Genomic DNA, 21,615 nt, shown 5'->3' with positions numbered 1-21,615 from the left:
AAACGGTTCCTGGCCCGCGGCTATCACACCAGTTCACTGATCGGGGGTTTCGGCGCCGTCGCCGCGATCGGCAACCTCGAGCAGCTCACGCCCGAGGAGATCACCGACGCGTTGGGCATTGCGGGCACATTCGCCTCGGGCATCCAGGAATCCACCCGTACCGGCTCGACGTCGAAGGTGCTGCACGGAGGATGGGGAGCGCATGCCGGCATCCTTGCCACGGACCTGGCCCGATCCGGTATCACCGGACCCGACAGTGTGTTCGAGGGTCCGTTCGGTTTCTTCAATACCCACCTCGCGCCGATCGAGGGCGCACTCGACTGGCAGACCGCTGCCGCGGGCCTCGGCACCCGCTGGTACCTGCCTGACACCGCCATCAAGCCCTACCCGTGCTGCCAGCTCCTCCACGCGTTCATCGTCGGTATCAAGGAACTGCTCATCGACCTCGCGAGGGCGAACGTCACCGTCGCGGACATCGATCGGATCACCTGCCGGTTGGCCGAGCCGGGCCTGACGTTGGTGACCGAACCGGTCGATCGCAAGCTTCACCCCACTGAGCCGCACGAAGCCCGGTTCAGCCTTCCCTACGTCGTCGCGCACACACTGATCCACGGGAACGTCGACCTCGCAACGTTCCGTCCGGCGGCGTTGGGCGACAGCGCTGTTGGGGCACTCGCGGCGAGGGTGGTCACCGGCGAGGACCCTGACTCCGACTACCCGGCACACTGCCCAGCGGTGATCGACATCGAGGCCGGTGGTCACACCTTCCACAAACGGGTGCCGTATCACCCCGGCTGCCCAGAGGCGCCCATGACCGAGGACGACATCCTGGACAAGTTCGAGCGCAACACCGCGTGGCTGCTCGGTTCGTCAGCGCGCAAGGTTGGCGCCGAACTGGCTGGGATATCCGAGGATTCGCCAGTTGCGGACATGATCGAAGTCCTCAACGTCGACGTCCAACCGGCGCAGGGTGCTCGACATGACGTCTGACGTCGACGGCAGCATCGACCTACTGACCACCGCGCCACGGCAGTGGGACCGGTTGTTCATCGGGGGACAGTGGGTTCTCCCGCACTCGGGCAGAAGCATCGAATCGATCGACCCGTCGACCGAGGAGGTGTGGGCATACATCGCCGAAGCCGACGAACACGATGTAGACGACGCGGTCGCGGCGGCGCGCGACGCACTGCACGGTCCGTGGGGAACGACGATCACGCCAACGCAGCGCGGCGCTCTGCTCTACCGTCTCGCCGAACTGCTGCGCCGCGACGCCGATCCACTGGCCGAGATCGAGTCGCGCGACAACGGCAAGCCCGTCCGGGACACGCGGGCTGAGATACGCAGGGCGGCAGACTGGTTCACGTTCTTCGCTGGGGCCGCCGACAAAGTTCGTGGCGCGCAGATCCCGGTGTCGGATACCGCGCACGCCTACACCCGGCGGCAGCCAGTCGGCGTCGTCGGCGCGATCCTGCCCTGGAATTCGCCCATCTCGTTGGCCTCTTGGAAGCTGGCTCCGGCGCTCGCCGCAGGAAACACCGTCGTGGTGAAGCCCGCCGAGCTGACGTCGGCAAGCGCGCTGGAGTTGGCCAAACTCATTGCCGAGGCCGGCTTTCCGGACGGCGTGGTGAACGTCGTGCCAGGGCTCGGAACTGTCGCGGGAGCGGCGCTGGCTGCCCACCGCGGCGTGGACAAGATCTCGTTCACCGGGGAACATCGCACCGCGCAAGCGATCATGAGAGCCGCCGCGGACAACTTGAAGAGGATCTCCTTCGAGTGCGGGGGCAAGTCTCCCTACCTTGTCTTCGCCGACGCCGACATCGACCGTGCACTCACCGTTGCCGTGCACAGCGCCTTCCGGTCGACGGGGCAATCCTGCTCTCTGGCGTCGAGAATTCTGGTTCAGCGACCGGTCTATGAAGACTTTGCGAAGGCACTCGCGGAGCGCGCGGCAAGAATTCGGATCGGGATGCCCTTCGACCCACGGACCCACATCGGACCACACACCTCGGCGGCGCAACTGGAGAAGACCAACTCCTTCATCGAGCACGGAAGGTCTGCGGGCTTTCGCCTCCTCACGGGAGGAGGCCGACCAGCGGGGCTGCGTCGTGGTTACTTCGTTGAGCCGACGGTCTTCGCGGACGTAGACCCCTCCTCACGCCTTGCGCAGGAAGAGGTGTTCGGGCCCGTGCTGTCGGTGCTTCCCTTCGACAGCGAGGAGGAAGCGGTGGCGATGGCCAACGACACCGAGTACGGATTGGTCGGCGGACTATGGACCGCCGATGTCAGCCGGGCACATCGCGTTGCGGCGAGGATCGACTGTGGGTTGGTGTCGGTCAACACGTTCCGGCCCATCATGCCGGGTCTGCCATACGGCGGATTCAAGCTCAGCGGCATCGGCCGCGAGAATGGCCTCGAGGTCCTCGACGAATACTTGGAGACGAAGTCGGTGTACGTCGACCTGGCTACCACTGCTCCCAATGACCCCTTTGGGGACTGAATGGTTCGCACCCGGGCACGGGCTGCGGGCAAAACTGAACACCGTCTGGCTGAGCGTCAATGGCGTTACAGCGCACCGATATTGAATGCAAGCTGTTGAATGTACCTGGGCGTTCTCACTGAGGAGAAGCAAAGATGTCAGATCCAGCAACCCAGACTGACCGTCAGGCCCCCTCCGGCCGGCAAGTCGCGCTCGTCAGCCTGGTCGGCACGACCATCGAGTGGTACGACTTCCAGATCTATGGCCTGGCAGCGGCTTTGGTATTCGGACGACTATTCTTCCCCACCTTCAGTCCGGTTTCCGGGACGCTACTTGCCTTCGCCACCTTCGGTGTGGGTTTCTTTGCCCGCCCGGTGGGGTCGATCATCTTTGGACACCTTGGTGACCGCGTCGGTCGGCGCAGAGTGCTGATGTCCAGCCTGATCCTGATGGGCGTGGCGACGGTACTCATCGGTTGCCTGCCCACGTACGAACAGATCGGCGTATGGGCGCCCATCCTGTTGGTCGTCCTGCGGCTGTGCCAGGGGCTTGGTCTCGGTGGTGAGTGGGGAGGCGCGGCGGTCTACGCCGTGGAGTCTGCCCCTGACGATCAACGAGCGCGCTATGGCGGCTGGCCACAGATGGGCTCGCCCCTTGGCCTGCTGTTGGCCACGACCATGTTCACCGCGGTTGGCCTGCTCCCCCAGGACGCAGCGCACAGTTGGGGCTGGCGGGTGCCGTTCCTGGTCAGCAGCTTACTGGTGGTAGTCGGCATCTACATGAGACGGAACCTGGCCGACACTCCTGCCTTTGCGAAGGCACGCGCAGACAATCAGCTGGTCAAGTTCCCCTTGGCCACCGTGCTGCGTAGATACCCGCGGGAGCTGTTGCTCATCTTCGGACTCTTCTCTGCCACCAGCGGTGGGTTCTACATGTTCGTCACGTTCATCCCGGCATACGGCCGAACGACTTTGGGTACCGACGAGCGAACCCTGTTGATCGGAGTCTTCCTGTTCGCCATCCTCGAGTTTGGGGCCGTGTGGTTCGGCACCAGACTCGCCGATCGGGTCGGACGGCGACCACCGTTCATCGTGTGCGGGGTGATTGCCATCCTGCTCGCGTATCCGATGTTCAGTCTGGTTCAGTCGGGCAGCCCCGTCGGCATCATCCTGGTCCTGGCCGCCGGCGGCGTGATAATCGGGATCATGTATGGAATCCCAGGATCCCTTGCACCCGAACAGTTGCCACCGGAGGTTCGGTACAGCGGTGCGGGTCTGGGCTATCAGGTGTCGGCGGCGATCGTCGGCGGCCTCACCCCCGTGGTCACCACCGCGGCGGCGAGTGCGGCAGGATCGACGTGGCCGGTTGCTGCACTCCTGGCCTTCTTCATCGGCATCGGCGTGATCGCTGCGCTCGCGTCACACGAGACCGGGGGTAAGAAGCTCAGGGAATCCGCGCAGACCGCTGCTCGCGTCGCGTCACGGATGCGCCAGACGCACTAATGAGGTATCAACCGCCATCGTCCTCGCGAAGTCCTATGCGCAGAAGTCGCGCAGAATGTGAAGGGGTTCTGGATGTTCGACCTCGTCGACCTCTCTCGCCCGCTGGAGACCAGCATGCCGCACGCTCGGACCATCCCGGCCGCGTCATTCACCCAGGTTCGCAGCTGGGACGAACACCACATGCGGGCAATGCGGCTGGATATGCCGACCCACATCGGCACCCACCTGGACGCGCCGTCGCACTTCGTGGAGGACGGCGGCACGATCGAGGACGTGCCGCTGTCCACCCTCATCGGCCCTGCCTACTGCGTACAAGTCTTGCGCGACGGCCCACGACCGGTGACCGCTGCCGATCTGACCAGCGCGCTGAGCGCCGCCGGCGTTGAACTGACTGCTGGCGACGCGTTGTTGATCCACACGGGATGGGACGAGCGCTACCACACGCAGGATTACGTCGACAAGCACGCCTACCTCAGCGTGGACGGCGCCCAGTGGTGCGCCGACCAAGGTCTCCGGCTCGTCGGATTCGACACCATCACGCCGGAATACCCGATGGGTCTGCGCCCGCCCAACTTCCACCACGAGGTGCACGGCGCGCTCCTGGGCGCCGGAACCCTCATCGTGGAGAACCTGGTGCTCGGCGGTGTCGCCGACCAGTGGATGACGCTGTTCGTGGGCGCGTTGCTGGTCCGTGGCGGCGACGGCGCACCGGCCCGGGTGCTGGCGATCAAGCATGGTGCGGCACGCGAGCCATCAACGAAAGTGAGTAACGGACAGTGAAGATCGAGCGGGTTGACGTCGTCGTCACGCAGTTGGCCGGGCGGGTGCGGCGCACGATGTCCAGCGGCGCGTACGACACCGGCCCCGAGGGCGACCCAATGGGGAAGCCAGTCCTGGTGCGTATCCACGCCGAGGGTCTGGTGGGCTACGGACAGGTCCGGCCGACCGCGCCAGGACACTTCGTGCCCGACACCGTGCACAGCGTGGTAGCCGCCATCCGAGATGTCTACGGGCCCTATCTGATCGGTAAGGACATCTTCGATCTCGATCAGATCTGGACCGATTTCGACCTGATCCTGCCGTTCAACTCCAACGCGAGGGCGGCCATCGACTTCGCGCTGCACGACGCGATGGGAAAGGCCGTCGGTCTGCCGGTGCACAAACTCATCGGGGGCCTCAGCCAGTCGAACATCCCGTTGGAGTGGTCGATCAGCCTTTCGAACGACATTCCCACGATGGTGGCCGACGCCGAACGCGCCGTCGGCGAGTTCGGCATTCGCGTGCTGTGCCTCAAGGCCGGGGCACCCCAGGGCTGGCGTCAGGACGTCCGCCACTTCGAGGCGATCCGTGAGGCGGTCGGTCCCGACGTCGTAGTGGGAGTCGACCCGAACACCGGGTGGCAGGTCTCCGAGACGATCCAGGCCGTCCGCGCCCTGACACCGAGCGGTCTTGGCTATCTCGAGCAGCCGGTGCACCGGCGCGACATCGCCGGGCTGGCACGCATCCGCGCCGCCGCCGACGGCATCCCGCTGATGGCAGACGAAAGCCTCTTCACCGTCCACGACGCCTACGACCTGGCCCGTGCAAACGCCGTCGACGTGCTCTGCATCAAGCTGTACAAGACCGGGGGGATCCGCCAGGCCAAGCGCATCGCCGCGATCGCCGATGCCGCGGGCATGCTGTTGAACATCGGCGGACTGGCCGTGCAGTCGCAACTGGAGGCGGCCGCCGGTGCGCACTTCTGCGCCAGCCTTCCCGTCAAGTCCGTGATGCCAGGTGCGGAGTTCATCTTCGGGCTCGGCGTGGCGGGCGCCGACCCCTTGGCCGTCGACAACGGGTTCCGGATCCGGGACGGGCACGTGCAAGTCCCGAGCGGACCGGGGTTGGGAATCGAGATCGACGAGGACGCGGTGGCGGCCCGAACCATCTTCAAGGAGACGGTCGCCGCGTCGGCGTGAGCGTGCCCTGGTACCAGATACGGAGAAGACCGAGATGAATCATTGGAATTGCATAGTGGTGGGCGCGGGGTCCGCCGGTGCGGCCGTCGCGGGCCGGTTGAGCGAGAATCCCGAACTCAAGATCCTCGTGCTCGACGCCGGACCGGCCTGGACCTACGACGAATGTCCGCCAACGCTCCGCACGCCCAACAACATGTACAAGTGGGACGTCAGTACCCATGGCGTCGTGCCAACGGAGTACACGTGGGCCGACCAGCAGGCAGTCCGGATAGCCGGGCGCGCGGCGGCGCCGTATCTGCGCGGCAAGGGGCTCGGGGGTTCGTCGTCGGTCAACGGCTGTTACGCGATCAGGCCGCCGATGGAGGAGTTCGAGGACTGGGTCGCGGCAGGATGCGCGGGGTGGGGCCCCGACGATGTCCTGCCCTACTTCATGCGCCTCGAACGGGACATTGAGTTCGGCGATCAGCCTTACCATGGCGCCCACGGTCCCACCCCGATCACGCGGGTAAGCCAAGAGGATTGGGGCGCAATCGATGTCGGACTGCGTGACTCGGCCTTTGCGCTGGGCCACCAGTGGCAGCCCGACCACAACGCCCCTGGCACGCAGGGAGTCGCCCTCACCGCATCCAACATGGAGGGCTCGCTGCGGGTGACGACGAATGACTCGTACCTGCAACCGGCGCGTGACCGCGTCAACCTGACGATCATGGGCAATGCGAGGGTCGACACCGTCCTGTTCTCAGGTGGCCGCAGCATCGGAGTCTCCGCGGACGTCGCCGGTGAACCGCGCGAGTTCTACGCCGACGAGGTCGTCCTCAGTGCCGGCGCCATACTCACGCCGGCGATTCTGCAACGTTCCGGCGTGGGCCCCGCGCCATTACTGCGGTCTCTGGACGTCCCAGTGCGAGCCGATCTACCCGTTGGCGTCGGCGTCCAGGACCATGCGGGCTTCGAGTTGCTCCTGCGGGTGCCGAACGGGCACCCTGCGCGCAGCGGTCGACGACGCGGGAACTGCACGGTCCGGTACAGCTCGGGCTTGCCGGACGCTGGCTTCGGCGACCTGCTGATCACCGACGTGAACCTGGTGGACGGGACTGATCTCGGCGCGCTGCTGTGCAAGCTCGCCCAGTGTCACGCCCGCGGATCGGTTGCCATCACGTCGACCGATCCCGACGTGCCGCCCACCGTGGACTTCAACCTGCTCGGTGACGGGCGGGACATCGCGCTGGCCAGGTACGCACTACGGCACGCCTTCGACCTCGTTCGGGCCGGTGGCTTCCCCGCGGAGGCCTCGGTCGTCGACGTCACGGGAAACGCGATCGACCTGTCCATGTCGGATTCGGAGCTCGATGCCTGGGCCGCGTCGGTGGTGCGCGACACTGCCCATGCCGCAAGCGGTTGCGCGATTGGCGGGCCCGACGACGCCGCCGCGGTGCTTGACAACGAATGCCAGGTTCGCGGGGTTCAAGGACTGCGGGTTGCCGATGCCTCGGTGTTTCCCACCGTGCCCCGCGCGAACACCCACATTCCCGCCGTGATGATCGGTGAGCGTGTCGCCGACTGGGTAGCAAGAGCCCACGGATTGACGGGGGCGGATGCCGTAACCGCGACGGCCTGAGGACGGACGAGATGAAGGATTACACGAAGCAGTACATCGGCGGCGAGTGGGTCGTCGGCTCTGGGCCGCAGTTCACCTCCGTCGACCCCTACACGGGGGAGGACTGGGTACAGCTGACGGAGGCCTCCGCCACCGACGTGACCGCGGCGATCACCGCGGCCGAGCGGGCCGCCCAGGAATGGGCGCACACGCCGGGCGTCGAACGGGGGCGCTTGATGGACCGCCTCGCCACGGCGATCACCGACAACCTCGAGTGGCTCGCCGAGATCGAGACACGTGACAGCGGTAAGGCGTACCGGGAGAACAAGGCGCAGATCGCATTCGCCGCACGCAATTACCACTTCCACGCGGGGAACGCCGACAAGCTCACCGGTGAGTACAAGCCGCTGGACACCGACGACATGGTCGACTTCACCAGCAGGGAGCCCATCGGGGTGACCGCGCTCATCACGGCGTGCAATTCGCCGATGAGTCAGCTTGCCAACAAGCTTGCCCCGGCTCTGGCGGCAGGCAACACCGCCGTCATCAAGCCATCCGAGCACGCCAGCACTAGCACCCTCGAATTCGCCCGCCTGGTCGACGAACTCGGCTTCCCGCCCGGGGTGATCAACGTCGTGGTCGGCTCCAGCGACACCGGCGCCGCACTGACCGGCGACCCGCGGGTCGGTCTGATCAGCTTTACCGGCGGAGTGGGCACCGCGCGCCGTGTCGCGACCAACGCCGCGCAGAACCTGGTTCCCTGTGTGTTCGAGCTCGGTGGCAAGTCCGCGAACATCATCTTCGACGACGCGGACGTGGATCGCGCCGTAGTCGGTGCGATCGCCGGTATCTTCGCTGCGGGCGGGCAGACCTGCATCGCAGGCTCCAGACTCCTTGTCCAAGAGGGGATCTACGATGCGGTCGTCGAGGAGCTGAAGGTCAGGGCCCAGGCAATCCGGCTCGGTGACCCGATGGATCCCGAGACCGACATGGGGCCGATCACCCACCGTGTCCAGCGCGACTACGTGTTGCAGCGCATCGACGAGGCCGTCGAGGACGGGGCGCGGCTGGTCACCGGCGGGCGTTCGGAGACCTCGTCGCCGGCGCTGTTCGTGGCGCCGACGGTGTTCGCGGACGTGCACCCGGACATGCGGCTGGCGCAGCAAGAGGTGTTCGGTCCCGTGCTCGCCGTCCTGCCCTTCGGTGACGATGACGACGCGGTCCGGATCGCCAACGGCACCAATTACGGTCTAGCGTCGGGCATCTGGACCCAAAACGTCACCCGCGCCCACCGCGTGGCCAAGCGTCTGGCCGCGGGCACCGTGTGGGTCAACACCTACCGCGCCAGTGCCGCGCAGGCACCCTTCGGCGGTGTGAAGCAGAGCGGCTACGGCCGTGAGCGTGGCACCGATGCACTTCTGGAGTACACCAGGACGAAGAACGTCATGATCGACCTGTCCGACGCCACCCGCGACCCGTTCCGGCTCGCCACCTGACTTGCCTGCCGCCATGCGGCCGGCCACCGGCCTACAGGTTGCCGCCTGCCGCCTTGGGCGCCGTCGCGTCGGAGGAGGCCGTGCTGACCTCGCGGGCCACGAAGTCCTCCAGGTGGAACAGATCGGCGCCTGCGCGCTCGGCGACCCGCACCAGGGTCGTCATCAGCGCGACCTCTTCGACTTGCTCCTTGAGGAACCACTGCATGAACTGTTCGCCGAGGTAGTCGCCCTCGTCGCGGGCGACGCTGGCGAGCCTGCTGATCTGCTCGGTCACGCTGCGCTCCTGCTCAAGCGCGAGGCGCAGTGCGGCGGTCGGGGACTCGAAGGTGTTGCGGACGCCATCGATGCCGGTGATCTCCACCTCGACGTCGCGGTCGAGCAGGTATTGGACCAGCATCATCGCGTGGTTGCGCTCTTCGACGGACTGCGCGTAGAAGTGCTTGGCCAGCTGGGGCAGGTCTTCACCGTCGAAGTGGACGGCGATGGCGATGTATTGCTGCGAGGCGGTGAATTCGCTGCGGATTTGCTCTCGCAGCAGGGTGTGGAACTTGGTGTCGTGGACGTGTGCGTCGGTCATGCGATCGAGAATAATGCAGGTCAGACCCCCTTGTCATCAAAGGTATGACTAATTAAGGTCAGGTTTCCCTTAGTCGCGTGACGCAGGCGACAGTTCGCCGGCCGCGTTTGCTAAGTCGGGCAGCCGGGTGAGGCAAACCTAAATCTCGCCCGCATCGAGCACGTCCTGAGGGATCGGGGAGTCGCTGGCGAGCGCCTGGAACAGGCGGGTGGCGGCGTCGCTGTTCCACACCACCACCGAGCCCGAGCCGTTGCCGGTGAAGTCTCCGATCGGCACCGTCGTCGTCGTGAAGTTCCCGTGCAAACCCCATGCCAGGCCGGCGAGGTCCCACACGTGTGCGTCCTCGTCGACGGTCACGGCGCCGGACGCCGCCTTGGCCATCGGGTACCACCGCAACGGGTTGAACAGCACCGACGGGCTCGCGGCGCGGTGCGTCAACGTCGACATGAACTGCCGCTGGTTGGCCATCCGGTCGAGATCGGCGCGGGGCGTGGCGCGCGTCCGCACGTAGCCAAGCGCGGTGCGGCCATCCAGCTCCTGGCAACCGGCGGGCAGGTCGATTCCCGCGAGTGGATCGCTGATGGGCTCGGCCGGGCACATCGTCACGCCACCGACTGCGTCGACCATGTCCGCGAACCCGTCGAAGCCGATCTCGGCGTAGTGGTCGATCCGGAGCCCGGTCGTCTGCTCGACCGTCTGAGCCAGCAGCGACGGGCCGCCGATGGCGAAGGCGGCGTTGATCTTGTCCTCCCCATAGCCGGGGATGGGGACGTACGAGTCCCTCGGGATCGACACCATCGTGGGTGGGACGTCTGAACCGAGTCCTGGCAGGTGCACGATCAGGATGGTGTCGGTCCGGCCGTCGCCAAGGTCACCGCCGGTGGCCAGCTCCGCCTGCTGCTCGGGGCTCAGGTCCTGTCTGCTGTCGGATCCGACCAGGAGCCACGTGGTGCCGCTGCCCGCGGGTGGCCGGTCGGGCAGTGCCGTGAGGGCGGGGACGCGACGGAGGGACGTGTCGACCCAGACGCCGGTCCCGACGATCGCCGCCACCAGGACGAGCAGGGTGACGACGAGGATCCGGCCCCAATGGCGTCGGCGACGCGGTGCCCTGGCCGTCGGCGGCGCGGCGGCCTGGCGCGGCGGGGGTTGACGACGGACCGGCTGCGGCCGGCTGGCGGGCGGGGGCGGCGGGCGTCGGGGCGGCCGGGCTGGGAACGGCGGAGTCGGCGGCCGCGGAGGGGGAGCCGGGGGTGGCGCGGACGTCCGCTGGGGAGCGATCGGCTGGGTCGCGTCGGGTCGGCGTTGGGGCGGTGGGAGAGGCCGGTAGTTCGGATCGCGGCGGATGACCTGGGACGCCTCGGGCGGTGGACGGCGTGGGTCTGGCCCGGGTGGGGGTGGCCGGTGATCCGTCACCAGAATGAATGTACGTGCAACGACGCGAGGATCAGCGCAGCCAGCCGAGGTGGCCCGCGAGCAGTGCGTAGCCGACGAACGCGACGGCGTCGATGAGCCCGTGGGCGACGATCAGCGGCCACAGCCGGCCGGTGCGTTGCCAGACGTAGCCGAAGACCAGGCCCATCACCACGTTGCCGATACCCGCGCCGAACCCCTGGTACAGGTGGTACGCACCCCGCAGCAGGCTGGAGGCGACGAGCACCTTCGTCGGGGACATGCCCAGTTGGCGAAGGCGCGTCATCAGGAAGGCGACGACGATGACCTCTTCGGCCCAGCCGTTGGCGAAGGCGACTGCCAGCAGCACCGGGATGCGCCACCAGGTGTCGCTCAGCTCGGACGGCACCACGGAGACGCCGATTCCCAGCGCGCGGCCCACCACGTAGAGGCCGAGCCCTGGAATGCCGATCAGAGCGGCGAGGCCGAGGCCGCCGAGCAGGTCGCGGCGCCACCGGAACCGTCCGAGCCCGATACTGGTCGGTCCAAACCCGCTGCGCCACAACAGGTACAAGCCGAGCAACCCCCAGGCGATCAGCTGGAACACCGTCGCCAGATTGAGCCCGAAGTCGATCAGGTCGATCGGGGAGCGCCGCCTGTTGAGCGCCACTTCCTGGCCTGAGAGGCCGAGGATCACCGCTTCGGTGAGCCGTAGCAGCGCCGAGTAGGCCGAGAGCCCGAACGTCACCGCGAGCACGACGGCGATCTCCAGCCGGACGGCCCGTCGCTTGTCTTGAGTCGGCTCGTCCGTCGGCTCGGTCACCGCAGCTACGGTAGTGCCCGCGAAACTAGATGCGGCGGGCGCGCAGACCGTTGAGGAACGGGCAGCCCATCAACACCCGGATCGCCTGGCTCAAGCCGGTGACGTCGTCGACCGGCTTGGCGAAGGGCAGGCGGACGTCGTGGTCGCCATCCTCTGCCTCGACGCGCAGCTGCACGCCGTAGCGGTCCAGCCCGAGCGGGCGAACTCGGCCGCGTCGCAGCGGGGAGGGCAGCCGGTTGGCGAGACGGTCGACCACCTCGCGATGCGCGGATTCGAGGTGCTGCAGCCAGCATGACTCCAGCGTGCAGAAGGGATCCGGTTCCGCATCCAGCAGGGCGCTGACGCCAACGGACTCGGCGCCGGTGGAGTCGGCCACCACCACGGACTCGATCTCCAGCCGCACCAGCGCGTAAGGAGTATCACCTGCTCCTGCTTCGTACGTGTCCGTATTCACCTGCAGCAGAGCTGGATTCGGATTCTTCGCGGCGATCAGATCGAGAAGGCCCGAGACGCCGGGGGTGGGGACGTGAAACAGGCGACCGCTGATCCACACTAGCGACCGGACGGGCTCCCGCAACGGCAGTGGCGCATAGTCCGTCAGCTCCAGAACCGCTTGAACGCCTGCCGGGTCGGCGGCGCCCACCATGCCGACCAACAGTCCGTTCGCCGGAGCCGTGATGGCCACCGAGCCGTCGTCGAGGAGGTGGTGCACTGGGGTGGGGGAGGGTTCGAGTCCCTCGACCGCGAGCATGGCGCCGCCGCCTCGGGCGCAGGCGCTGCGGATCCGCTCGGCCGTCGTTGGTCCCGCCAGTGCCGACCCTGTCCTTGCGTCGCCGATCATGCCGTGCCTTCCATCGAATGAGGTAAGCCTAACTTAGGCTAGCCTCACTGAAACGCGCAAGCGTTACCAAAACGTCTCGGGTACCGCCTCGCCCGGGCCGATAGTGTTGAGCGGTGCCCCGCGTCGCCTATCTCGGTCCGGAAGGGACCTTCACCGAAGCAGCGTTGCTGCAGATGGCGACTGGTGACGTGATACCGGGCAGCGCGCCCGTCGAACCCCTCCCCTTCGACAGCCCCGAGGCGACGCTGGCCGCCGTCCGCGCCGGAGTCGCGGACTTCGCCTGCGCACCGATCGAGAACTCGATCGAGGGCTCCGTCGTGCCAACGATGGACAGTCTCGTCGGTGGCACGGAGCTGCAGATCTACGCCGAGCACACCCTCGACGTCGCCTTCAGCATCGTCGTGCGGGACGGCACCCCGGCCTCGGCCGTGACGACCGTGGCCGCCTTTCCAGTGGCGGCCGCGCAGGTCAAGCGCTGGCTGGCCGACAACCTCCCAGGCGCGCGCGTGGTACCAGCCAGCTCCAACGCCGCCGCCGCCCACGACGTCGCCAACGGCCGCGCCGACGCGGGCGTGAGCACCGCCCTGGCCGCCCAGCGCCTCGCGCTGCCCACCATCGCCGACGGCGTCGTCGACGAACCGAACGCCAGGACCAGGTTCGTGCTGATCGGCCCGCCGGGGCCGCCACCGCAGCGCACCGGTGCCGACCGCACGTCCGTTGCACTTCGGTTGGACAACGTGCCAGGCGCGCTGGTGTCGGCGATGACCGAGTTCGCCATTCGCGACATCGACCTGACCCGCATCGAATCTCGGCCCACCAGAACCGAATTGGGTACCTATGTGTTCTTCCTGGACTGCGTGGGGCACATCGACGACGATCAGGTCGCGGAGGCACTCCGGGCCCTGTACCGACGTTGCGCAAGTGTGCGATATCTGGGTTCATGGCCGACTGGAGCCGTCGTCGGAGCGACACCGCCGGCCACTGACGAGGCGTCCCGCTGGCTAGTGGGACTACGAGAGGGGCAGCCGCGATGAGCGGTCGATTGGTACTGGTCCGGCACGGACAGTCACACGCAAACGTCGAGCGCCGCCTCGACACCAGGCCGCCAGGCGCGGCCCTCACCGAACTCGGCCACGAACAGGCCAGGGCGTTCGCACGCGACTGGCAGCACCCCGTCGGGTTGATCGTCCACTCGATCGCACTGCGCGCAGTCGAGACCGCCGCCGAGATCGGCGGTGGCCTCGGCCTGCCGACGGTTCAGCTCGAAGGCATCCACGAGGTGCAGGTGGGTGACCTGGAGAACCGCAACGACGACGACGCGCACGAAGTGTTCGCCACCATCTACCAGAGGTGGCAGGACGGCGAGCTCGAGGTGCCGCTACCTGGCGGGGAGAGCGGCCAACAGGTCTTGGACCGGTACCTCCCGGTGGTGACGCAGCTGCGGCTGCGGCATCTCGACGACCACGCGTGGACGGGTGACGTGGTCGTGGTCAGCCACGGCGCCGCGATCCGGCTGGTCGCAGGCGTGCTCGCCGGCGTCGACTCGGGCTTCGCGATCAACCACCACCTGGCCAACACCGAATGCGTGGTGCTCAGCCCGATCACCGACGGCCGGTGGAGCTGCGTCCAGTGGGGCGCCCGCAAGCCGCCATTCGGCCCGGAGATCGAGCTTCAGCCCGCCGAGGAGGTGCTCCACGGCGCCGACCCGATGGGCTGAGCGCAGGCACACCCGACGGCTTCGCAGTCGACGCTGAAGGCATGCGGCACGTCGGGCGTCGCACAGTCGTCCGTGCACTCGATCCCGAATCGGCTGTGGTGCACCACCGTCCCGTGGCAGTGCTCAAGGCCGTCGCGGCACTCGCGACACACACCGCTCATGAACCGTTCATAGCACTGCGCCCCGACGATGTCCGGTTGCCGCGCTGAGGTGCGGTTGACTTCCCGGCTCAGGCCCACCCGAGGTCGTGCAGTCTCTGGTCGTCGATGCCGAAGTGATGGGCGATCTCGTGCACGACCGTCACCGTCACCTCGTCGACCACCTCCTGCTCGGTCTCGCACATGTCGAGAAGCGCGTCGCGGTAGATCGTGATCGCGTCGGGAAGCGAACCGAAGTACGACGAATCGCGCTCGGTCAGTGCCGTCCCCTCGTAGAGGCCCAGCAAGTCGGGTTCATCGGCGTTGCGGCCCTCCACTAGCACGACGACGTTCTCCAGTGCCTTCGTCAGGGCCGGCGGAATCGCGTCGAGCGCGTCGGACACCAGCTCCTCGAACCGGTGCCGACTCATGGATACGGCCATCGCGGCTAGGGAGGCGGCGGGCCGGGTGCAGGCGCAGGAACGATGAGCACGGGGTCAGCGGGCAGCGGCGCGCCTGGCGCAGGAGGCACGGCGGGGTCGACCGGCGGCGGCACTGCCGCGGGATCACCGGCAGGCGGAGGGACGGCACCCTGCGGTGGAAGCTGCCCGTCCAGTGGCGGGCCCTGTGGCGGCGGTGGCCCGTTGAGGAACGTATTGCCCGATGGGGCGGGGGGACCCGTCGTGTCGGTGGGCTGGGTGTCCTGTGTCGGAGCGTTCTGAGTCTGGGTGCTCTGGGTCTGGGTCTGGGTGCTCTGGGTCTGCTGGCCGGGCATGTGCTGCGTCTGCTGTTGACCCCCCTGATCGCTGTCGCTCAGGTCGATCTGCGTCGACACCTGGGAGGACGTGTCGACGGGCGGCAACGGGATCGGCGGCATGTCCAGCCGGTCCTCGGGGATGTCCGGCACCGGCATGGGCGGCTGACCGTTGATCAGCAGCGGTCCCTTGGCACCGTTGAGCATGGTCGACCAGCCGCCATTGCCAAGCGGGGCGCCGATGCTGCACGACACCTGCTTGCTCCCAGCCGTCCAACTCGGCAGCGAGATGGTGCTGTAGATCAAGGTCAGGGTGGTCTTTCGGAGCTCGACGGGCGCCAGGTAGCCGTCGGTCATCTTGGTGCAGGCGTCCTTGACGAACTGCAGCTGATCGGGGTCCGGAGGGAGTGGTCCCGGGAACTTGTCGGCGAGGTTGACGGCGCCGGTGACCTCCATGGCGTGCGGCTGCGCGCAATCGATGGGGATGTCGGTCGGCTGGTTGGTCGCGGGATCGATCCCGAGGCACGTGCCTGGCGGCCACACCTTCGACTGATCGACGTCGGCGACCTTGCCGATCATGGCGAGCTGATGATTGTCGGGGCCCGCGAGCTGCAGACCGCACAGCATGCGCCGCTCCCCGGCCTGACGCCACGCCTTCTCGCCCGACCAGACCAGGCTGACGCTGTACCTGCCGTTGGGGTCGTACTTCTGGCCCAGGTATTGGCGTGCGGCGGCCTGGCACTGCTCCTGGCTGATCTGCTTGATGCGGGCCTCCGACGGCGGCGCGGCATCGGCGCCGTACTCGCTGCCGGGGAAGGTCCTCATGTCGATGGCCTCGGCCACCTCGAAGCGGTGCTCGTCGGCGCAGTCGACGATCTGGGCCGCGTCGGGCACCAGCTCCGGCCAGTTCAGGCACGTACCGCTGGAGGCGTGATCGAACGTGTCGTTGCCCCGGGGTCCCAGCGCCGTCGACCCGACGTTGAGGCCGATGACGTTCCTGCCGTCGCCGGTCCCGGGAACCGCGGTGATGAAGCCGGCGATGAGCAGGCCGCCGAGCGCCGTCAGCAGCAGACCGCGACGGGTGGACGTGGCCTGCAGGCTCTGCCACCACTTCGGGCTGGCCGGTTTGTCGGCCGCGTCAGTGCCCTGGGCCGAGCCCGGTTCCGTGGCGGTAGGTGCGTCCAACATCGGGGTCCATTGTGACAGGCGCGCCAGGTGCTGTGACAAGAGATGCAGTTGTAACGTTATGTGGCTGTGCCCGGGTGCTCGTCGTGCACGGACCGGCCGAACGTAGGGTTTCGTTCGTGATCGACCTCAAGCTGCTGCGTGAAGACCCCGACCGGGTTCGTGCCTCGCAACGAGCCCGCGGCGAGGATCCGGCCCTCGTCGATGCCCTCCTGGACGCCGACGGAGTGCGGCGATCGGCGATATCGACGGCCGACAACTTGCGGGCCGAGCAGAAGTCCGCGAGCAAGAGCGTGGGCGCCGCGTCCGCCGAGGAGCGGCCCGCGCTGCTGGAACGGGCCAAGCGGTTGGCCGAGGACGTGAAGGCCGCCGAAGCCGAGCAAGCCGCCGCCGAGACGGCGTTCACCGCTGCGCACATGGCCATCTCCAACGTGATCCTCGATGGGGTGCCCGCGGGCGGCGAGACCGACTACACCGTGCTCGACGTCGTCGGCGAACCGCCGGTGCTCGAGAACCCCAAGGACCACCTCGAACTCGGCGAGTCGCTCGGGCTGATCGACATGGAGCGCGGCGCCAAGGTGTCGGGGTCGCGCTTCTACTTCCTCACCGGGTTCGGTGCGCTGCTGCAACTGGGGGTACTGCAACTGGCCGCCAAGCTCGCGACCGAGAACGGGCACACCCTCGTCATCCCGCCGGTGCTGGTCCGGCCGGAGGTCATGTCGGGCACCGGCTTCCTCGGAGCGCACGCCGACGAGATCTACCGCCTTGAGGCCGACGACATGTACCTGGTCGGAACCTCCGAGGTGCCACTGGCCGGCTATCACGCCGACGAGATCATCGATCTGTCGAACGGACCTCGCCGCTACGCCGGGTGGTCGTCGTGCTTCCGCCGCGAGGCGGGCAGCTACGGCAAGGACACCCGCGGCATCATCCGCGTGCACCAGTTCGACAAGGTCGAGGGCTTCGTCTACTGCAAGCCCGAGGATGCCGAAGCCGAGCACCAGCGGCTGCTGAGCCTGGAACGTCAGATGCTGGCCCACATCGAGGTGCCCTACCGCGTCATCGACACCGCGGCAGGCGACCTGGGCTCGTCAGCCGCCCGCAAGTTCGACTGCGAGGCGTGGGTGCCCACTCAGCGCGCCTACCGCGAGCTCACGTCGACGTCGAACTGCACCACATTCCAGGCGCGCCGGCTGTCCACGCGCTACCGAGACGAGAACGGCAAGCCGCAGATCGCGGCGACGCTCAACGGAACGCTCGGAACCACCCGCTGGCTGGTCGCCATCCTGGAGAATCACCAGCAGCCGGATGGCAGCGTCCGTGTCCCGGACGCGTTGGTGCCGTACGTGGGAAGGTCGGAGCTGACGCCATGAACATGAGCGAGCTTGGCGAGCGAATCATGAACACAGGTGAGCTTGGGAGCGAATCATGAGTGAGACGGCAATCAAGACGATCGGGCTGGAAGAGGCCGAGCTGCGCACCTGGTTCGGCTTCGGCGTGGCGGGCAACTTCGCGGGCCACCTCGAGCAGGCCGGTGAGGCGGCGGACTTCGTCGGCGTAACCGGGGGTGTAGCCGGGGGCACGGACGGGGAGAAGGACGCTCCCAAGGGCATCTTCCCTTGGTACGCACCGGGTTACGACGGCTTCCTCGGTGAGTTCCCGCTGTCGCACGACACCATCCTGCTCCCCGACAGCGACACCCCGCTCAACCTGCAGATCGAGCCGGAGGTCGGGCTGGCGTGCCAGGTGAAGTGGCAGGGCGACACGGTGGTGTCACTGCAACCCTTCGCGCTCGGCGCCTTCAACGACTGCTCGATCCGTCGCCCCGGCGCTCCCAAGATCAGTCACAAGAAGAACTGGGGTCCGGCGTCGAAGGGCGTGGCGGCGCAGTTCTTCGACATCGGCGACCTGACCCCCGACGGTCCGACGTCGACGTTGCGCCTGGTGTGCAACCTGCTCACCGCCGATGGTCACGAACATGCCTACGGCGTGGACAGCGCGTTGCTCGGATACTCCTACTACGGCGAGGTGTTGCTCGACTGGATCACCGAGCGGTTGGCCAACCAGAAGGGTTCGCCAGAGACTCCGCTCGAAGACGTCGGCGCCTTGATGGTGGCCTCCGGACACCCGGCGAACGTGCTGATCGGCATCGGTGCCACGCGGTACACCGAACTCGGCGAGTCGACGTTCCTGCAGCCGGGGGACCAGGCCATCGTGCGGGTCTACGACACGGAGTCCGACGCGTACTCCGAACTGCGACAACTGGTTTCGTCGCGCTAGGAGGATCGATGTCGGTCGTGCGAGTGGCCCAGCTGTGGCGCTTCCCCGTCAAGTCGATGGGTGGGCACCAGATCGACGCCGTGCGCATGGACCGTCGCGGTCCGCACGCCGACCGGCTGTGGGCGGTCCGCGATCTGGAGAACGACGTCACCGCGTCCGCGCGCCGCGTGCCGAAGTTGTTGGGCTGCACGGCTGCCTACGTCACCGAACCGGCTGCCGACGCCGGCCCAGGCAATGCGCCCGAGGTGGTCATCACCTTCCCCGACGGCGCAGAGTGCTCGAGCTCCGACCCCGCCGTGCACGCGCTGCTGTCCGAACTCGTCGGCCGTGACGTTCGACTGACTCCGCTGCCGCCTGCCAAGGACACCAGCAGGCATCGGCTGTCGGTTCGGCAGTCCAAGGCCAACTTCTCGGCGGCCGAGGTACGACGTGACTTTGGGCTCGCCGAGACGGAGGCTCTTCCCGACACGTCCGTGTTCACCACCAAGCAGATCCTGACGCTGGCCCGATTCTCCACGCCCCCAGGAACGTTCGTCGATCTGGGGCCCGTGCACCTGATGAGCTCGACCAGTCTCGCGTCGTTGGCGACGGGCGCGGAGCCCTACGACGTGCGGCGGTTCCGCCCCAACGTCCTCGTCGAGGTCGAGCGGCCCGACTCGGAGTTCCCCGAGTCGGCGTGGGTGGGTGGTGAGGTTCGGATCGGCTCGGCCACCATGCACGTCACGATCCCCACGATCCGATGCGTGGTGCCGACCCGCCCGCAGCCGGGAGTGGAGCTGGATCGGGGCCTGACCCGCCGCCTCGTCGAGCGCACCGACCGGTTCCTCGGCGTGTACGCCGACGTCACGCGGGCGGGTGTCGTGCGCGTCGGCGACGAGGTCTCGGTCCGGCCTCCGACACCGCCGGGCGCGGGCCGCCGCGTGTTGGCCGCCGCGAGCAAGACCGCGACCCGTCAGGTCCAGCGTCTGCTGGAGGCGACCGTCCTTCGCGAGAAGGCCTAACCGGCCAGCAGCTGGTCCAGGAGTGCGGTGAACTCCTTTGCCCGCACCGGCGTGAACGCCGGGCTGGGCCTGGTGCCCGGCACGTCGAGGGTCACCAGGGTGGACTTGGTGGGCCGCCACACGTCGAGCGGAAGCCAGCGCCGCATGTCCGCGCTGCCCCAGATCCGGAAGCGGTTGAGAACCAGCCCCAGCGCCTCGGTGCGGTATCCACGGACCGATCGGAGCGGGATCACCTTCGACGTTCCGGACGGAAAGTGATAGCGCCGCAACGTGATCGCCTGCTGGTCCAGCAGGACCAGCCCGTCGTCGTACGTGGCGGCCGGGCTCACGCCTTGGAGCTCCTCAACTCGTGGCCCTTGGACGTCAGGCAGCGGCCGTTGGTCAAATTCCATGCCCAGCCATGCAGGTTGCACGTCAACGTGGTGCCGTCTACCACGCCGAACTTCGACAGGTCGGCCTTGAGGTGGGGGCAGCGGCGCTGAATCTCCCAGCCGTCCAAGGTGATCGACGCCGAGTCATCGTGCGCCTCGGCGAACCAGCCGTCCGCGTAGGCGATGCGTTCATCGGTCAGGCACTTGAAGAACGTGTAGAGGTACTCGTTGTACCCGCCGACTCGCCACGCCTTGAAGCGGGTGGACAGGAAGATGGTGTTCACCCAGTCCGGCTCGTCGTCGCGCAGGACGGTGCGAACCAGTTCGGGTGCGATCTCGAAGCCGTATCTGAACTTCTCGTCCGGAATCGGTTCGCGCACAGCGCGTTTCGGAAAGTCCAGTACCACGGTCTCGGCGCCCATGCGCAGTTCCACCGGATACCCGATGCCGTCGCAGATCTGATCGCTCTGCAGCATGATCGGCTCGAACCTTGCCCGCAGCGGTTCCAGCAGCGACTCCCCCTCCGCGGGGGCCCAGCTGGCCTTCTGTGCTGCCAGCACCGGAGCCATCCGCCGCGCGTACTCCTCGATGTAGGCGGCCTTGCCGGTGGTGAAGATTGCCTCGGCAGCGTCGTCGGAAACCGGGTGCGTCAACGAATTGCGTTGTGAACCTGTGAAATCTGCGACCGAACCGGGAATCATCAGGATTCCGCGGTCGTGCCCGTGAGAGCGCATCTGGTCGAGGAACACGATCTGGTCGGGGAAGATGTTGGCCGGGTCGCCGTGATCGTCGTTGAGGTCCCGCAGCGCGTCGTCGAGGAAGCACGGCGGCCCTGCCGACGGCACCACCCAGGTGGCGTCGACCTGCGCGATGTACTGACGGCACCGGTCCATCTGCCGCTGGCGCTTCTGCGTGCCGAACGCATCCTTGGCGCGGGCGGGCATGTCGTAGACCATCGGGTACCAGATGGCCCCGGAGTACTGCAGCATGTGCACGTCCACGTGCCCGAAGGCTTCGTGCAGGACGTCCAGGTCGACGGGTCTGGCGTCGTTCATGTTGAAGGCGGTGGTCACGCCGTCGGACACGACAAGGCCGGAGTCGCCGATGGGTCCGTCGGCCGGCGCGCGCAGGGCGATGATCATCACGTCGAGATCGCCCTTGGGGCCGCTGATCCGGTGCTTGACCGAATCCTCTGTCTCGAAGAACCGGTGGAAGCCGAGCCCTTCGAGGGCTCGCCGCAGGTCGGGCACCGGATAGTCCGGCAGCAGCACGACGGCGTCCTTGTTGACGTGGGCGGCGAGGTGAGCCGGGTCGAAGTGGTCCTTGTGCAGGTGGCTGACGTACAGGTAGTCGCAGTCGCCGAGCGCGTCCCAGTCCAATTGGCTGTTGTCGGGAAACGGGAACCAAGAGGCGAAGTAGGCAGGGTTGACCCATGGATCGCACAGGATGCTCCCCGCTGCGGTATCGATCCGGAACCCTGCGTGCCCGACGCTTGTGACCTGCACTTATCG

20 protein-coding genes are annotated in these 21,615 nt (G+C 67.4%); 12 read left to right on the top strand and 8 right to left on the bottom strand.

The features are described from left to right. The 7 genes from ABW137_RS33175 to ABW137_RS33145 all read left to right on the top strand — a co-directional run. Positions 1-990 (top strand): MmgE/PrpD family protein (locus ABW137_RS33175; RefSeq protein ID WP_526406748.1); only part of this gene is annotated, 990 nt, incomplete at its 5' end. Further along, a complete protein-coding gene (locus ABW137_RS33170; RefSeq protein WP_526406746.1) occupies positions 980-2,497 on the top strand; it encodes an aldehyde dehydrogenase in 1,518 nt (505 codons plus the stop codon). The genes ABW137_RS33175 and ABW137_RS33170, both read left to right, overlap by 11 nt. A gap of 134 nt (positions 2,498-2,631) precedes the next feature. Continuing rightward, on the top strand, positions 2,632-3,978 hold the full coding sequence (locus ABW137_RS33165) for an MFS transporter (protein WP_526406744.1): 1,347 nt from the start codon (positions 2,632-2,634) through the stop codon (positions 3,976-3,978). A 72-nt stretch (positions 3,979-4,050) separates the two neighbouring features. Then, positions 4,051-4,758 carry a cyclase family protein gene (locus ABW137_RS33160; RefSeq protein ID WP_526406743.1) on the top strand — a complete coding sequence of 236 codons (708 nt, stop codon included), beginning with the start codon at positions 4,051-4,053 and terminating at the stop codon, positions 4,756-4,758. Next, complete coding sequence (locus tag ABW137_RS33155; protein ID WP_526406741.1) at positions 4,755-5,936, top strand: mandelate racemase/muconate lactonizing enzyme family protein; 1,182 nt, start codon at positions 4,755-4,757, stop codon at positions 5,934-5,936. The genes ABW137_RS33160 and ABW137_RS33155 overlap by 4 nt, the downstream gene beginning before the upstream one ends. Positions 5,937-5,970: 34 nt before the next feature. Then, positions 5,971-7,554 (top strand): GMC family oxidoreductase, encoded by a 1,584-nt coding sequence (locus ABW137_RS33150; RefSeq protein WP_526406739.1) that lies wholly within the window; start codon positions 5,971-5,973, stop codon positions 7,552-7,554. 11 nt (positions 7,555-7,565) lie between these two features. After that, entirely contained in the window at positions 7,566-9,029 is a 1,464-nt protein-coding gene (locus tag ABW137_RS33145; protein WP_526406737.1) for an aldehyde dehydrogenase, read from the top strand. A 31-nt stretch (positions 9,030-9,060) separates the two neighbouring features. On the opposite strand, the gene ABW137_RS33140 is transcribed toward ABW137_RS33145, so the two are convergent. The 4 genes from ABW137_RS33140 to ABW137_RS33125 all read right to left on the bottom strand — a co-directional run bounded on the left by ABW137_RS33140 (position 9,061) and on the right by ABW137_RS33125 (position 12,659). Next, on the bottom strand, positions 9,061-9,606 hold the full coding sequence (locus ABW137_RS33140; protein WP_526406735.1) for a ferritin: 546 nt from the start codon (positions 9,604-9,606) through the stop codon (positions 9,061-9,063). Positions 9,607-9,744: 138 nt separating this feature from the next. Beyond that, entirely contained in the window at positions 9,745-11,019 is a 1,275-nt protein-coding gene (locus ABW137_RS33135; protein ID WP_526406733.1) for an LCP family protein, read from the bottom strand. 31 nt (positions 11,020-11,050) lie between these two features. Continuing rightward, entirely contained in the window at positions 11,051-11,818 is a 768-nt protein-coding gene (locus tag ABW137_RS33130; protein WP_526406731.1) for a CPBP family intramembrane glutamic endopeptidase, read from the bottom strand. 25 nt (positions 11,819-11,843) lie between these two features. Next, positions 11,844-12,659 carry a DUF2470 domain-containing protein gene (locus ABW137_RS33125; protein ID WP_526406729.1) on the bottom strand — a complete coding sequence of 272 codons (816 nt, stop codon included), beginning with the start codon at positions 12,657-12,659 and terminating at the stop codon, positions 11,844-11,846. A 113-nt stretch (positions 12,660-12,772) separates the two neighbouring features. Between ABW137_RS33125 and pheA the strand changes: the two genes are divergently transcribed. Beyond that, the gene (pheA, locus tag ABW137_RS33120) at positions 12,773-13,693 is read left to right on the top strand and encodes a prephenate dehydratase (RefSeq protein ID WP_526406727.1); all 921 of its coding nucleotides are present in this window, start codon (positions 12,773-12,775) and stop codon (positions 13,691-13,693) included. After that, positions 13,690-14,376: a histidine phosphatase family protein gene (locus tag ABW137_RS33115; RefSeq protein ID WP_526406725.1), complete on the top strand. Its 687-nt coding sequence runs from the start codon at positions 13,690-13,692 to the stop codon at positions 14,374-14,376. The genes pheA and ABW137_RS33115 overlap by 4 nt, the downstream gene beginning before the upstream one ends. A 229-nt stretch (positions 14,377-14,605) precedes the next feature. Here ABW137_RS33115 and ABW137_RS33110 read toward each other — a convergent pair whose 3' ends face one another. Next, positions 14,606-14,956 (bottom strand): metallopeptidase family protein, encoded by a 351-nt coding sequence (locus tag ABW137_RS33110; protein WP_526406723.1) that lies wholly within the window; start codon positions 14,954-14,956, stop codon positions 14,606-14,608. Between the two features lie 5 nt (positions 14,957-14,961). After that, complete coding sequence (locus ABW137_RS33105; RefSeq protein WP_526406721.1) at positions 14,962-16,455, bottom strand: septum formation family protein; 1,494 nt, start codon at positions 16,453-16,455, stop codon at positions 14,962-14,964. A 116-nt stretch (positions 16,456-16,571) separates the two neighbouring features. Here ABW137_RS33105 and serS point away from each other — a divergent pair, with 116 nt between their 5' ends. The 3 genes from serS to ABW137_RS33090 are packed head-to-tail and all read left to right on the top strand — an operon-like array spanning position 16,572 to position 19,733. Continuing rightward, on the top strand, positions 16,572-17,825 hold the full coding sequence (serS, locus tag ABW137_RS33100; protein ID WP_526406719.1) for a serine--tRNA ligase: 1,254 nt from the start codon (positions 16,572-16,574) through the stop codon (positions 17,823-17,825). A 55-nt stretch (positions 17,826-17,880) separates the two neighbouring features. Further along, positions 17,881-18,732, top strand: a complete 852-nt coding sequence (locus ABW137_RS33095; RefSeq protein WP_526406717.1) for a DUF5718 family protein — start codon at positions 17,881-17,883, stop codon at positions 18,730-18,732. Positions 18,733-18,740: 8 nt separating this feature from the next. After that, positions 18,741-19,733 carry an MOSC domain-containing protein gene (locus ABW137_RS33090; RefSeq protein WP_526406715.1) on the top strand — a complete coding sequence of 331 codons (993 nt, stop codon included), beginning with the start codon at positions 18,741-18,743 and terminating at the stop codon, positions 19,731-19,733. On the opposite strand, the gene ABW137_RS33085 is transcribed toward ABW137_RS33090, so the two are convergent. Continuing rightward, the gene (locus ABW137_RS33085; RefSeq protein ID WP_526406713.1) at positions 19,730-20,062 is read right to left on the bottom strand and encodes a hypothetical protein; all 333 of its coding nucleotides are present in this window, start codon (positions 20,060-20,062) and stop codon (positions 19,730-19,732) included. The two genes, ABW137_RS33090 and ABW137_RS33085, sit on opposite strands and share 4 nt — an antisense overlap. Beyond that, complete coding sequence (locus tag ABW137_RS33080; RefSeq protein ID WP_526406711.1) at positions 20,059-21,609, bottom strand: Rieske 2Fe-2S domain-containing protein; 1,551 nt, start codon at positions 21,607-21,609, stop codon at positions 20,059-20,061. Before ABW137_RS33080 ends, ABW137_RS33085 begins: the two co-directional genes overlap by 4 nt. Positions 21,610-21,615 lie beyond the last annotated feature (6 nt).

This window comes from Mycobacterium sp., assembly GCF_040509115.1.
Taxonomy (GTDB): Bacteria; Actinomycetota; Actinomycetes; order Mycobacteriales; family Mycobacteriaceae; genus Mycobacterium.
Note: the sequence above shows the minus strand (reverse complement) of the source record. Positions and strands in the feature narration are given on the sequence as shown.

What these genes read in the sequence shown, in the direction of transcription:
- ABW137_RS33170 (WP_526406746.1), top strand. Translation starts at nt 980, where the DNA reads ATGACGTCTGACGTCGACGGCAGCATCGACCTACTGACCACCGCGCCA.
- ABW137_RS33165 (WP_526406744.1), top strand. Translation starts at nt 2,632, where the DNA reads ATGTCAGATCCAGCAACCCAGACTGACCGTCAGGCCCCCTCCGGCCGG.
- ABW137_RS33160 (WP_526406743.1), top strand. Translation starts at nt 4,051, where the DNA reads ATGTTCGACCTCGTCGACCTCTCTCGCCCGCTGGAGACCAGCATGCCG.
- ABW137_RS33150 (WP_526406739.1), top strand. Translation starts at nt 5,971, where the DNA reads ATGAATCATTGGAATTGCATAGTGGTGGGCGCGGGGTCCGCCGGTGCG.
- ABW137_RS33145 (WP_526406737.1), top strand. Translation starts at nt 7,566, where the DNA reads ATGAAGGATTACACGAAGCAGTACATCGGCGGCGAGTGGGTCGTCGGC.
- ABW137_RS33140 (WP_526406735.1), bottom strand. Translation starts at nt 9,606, where the DNA reads ATGACCGACGCACACGTCCACGACACCAAGTTCCACACCCTGCTGCGA.
- ABW137_RS33125 (WP_526406729.1), bottom strand. Translation starts at nt 12,659, where the DNA reads ATGATCGGCGACGCAAGGACAGGGTCGGCACTGGCGGGACCAACGACG.
- ABW137_RS33115 (WP_526406725.1), top strand. Translation starts at nt 13,690, where the DNA reads ATGAGCGGTCGATTGGTACTGGTCCGGCACGGACAGTCACACGCAAAC.
- ABW137_RS33110 (WP_526406723.1), bottom strand. Translation starts at nt 14,956, where the DNA reads ATGGCCGTATCCATGAGTCGGCACCGGTTCGAGGAGCTGGTGTCCGAC.
- ABW137_RS33105 (WP_526406721.1), bottom strand. Translation starts at nt 16,455, where the DNA reads ATGTTGGACGCACCTACCGCCACGGAACCGGGCTCGGCCCAGGGCACT.
- ABW137_RS33095 (WP_526406717.1), top strand. Translation starts at nt 17,881, where the DNA reads ATGAGTGAGACGGCAATCAAGACGATCGGGCTGGAAGAGGCCGAGCTG.
- ABW137_RS33090 (WP_526406715.1), top strand. Translation starts at nt 18,741, where the DNA reads ATGTCGGTCGTGCGAGTGGCCCAGCTGTGGCGCTTCCCCGTCAAGTCG.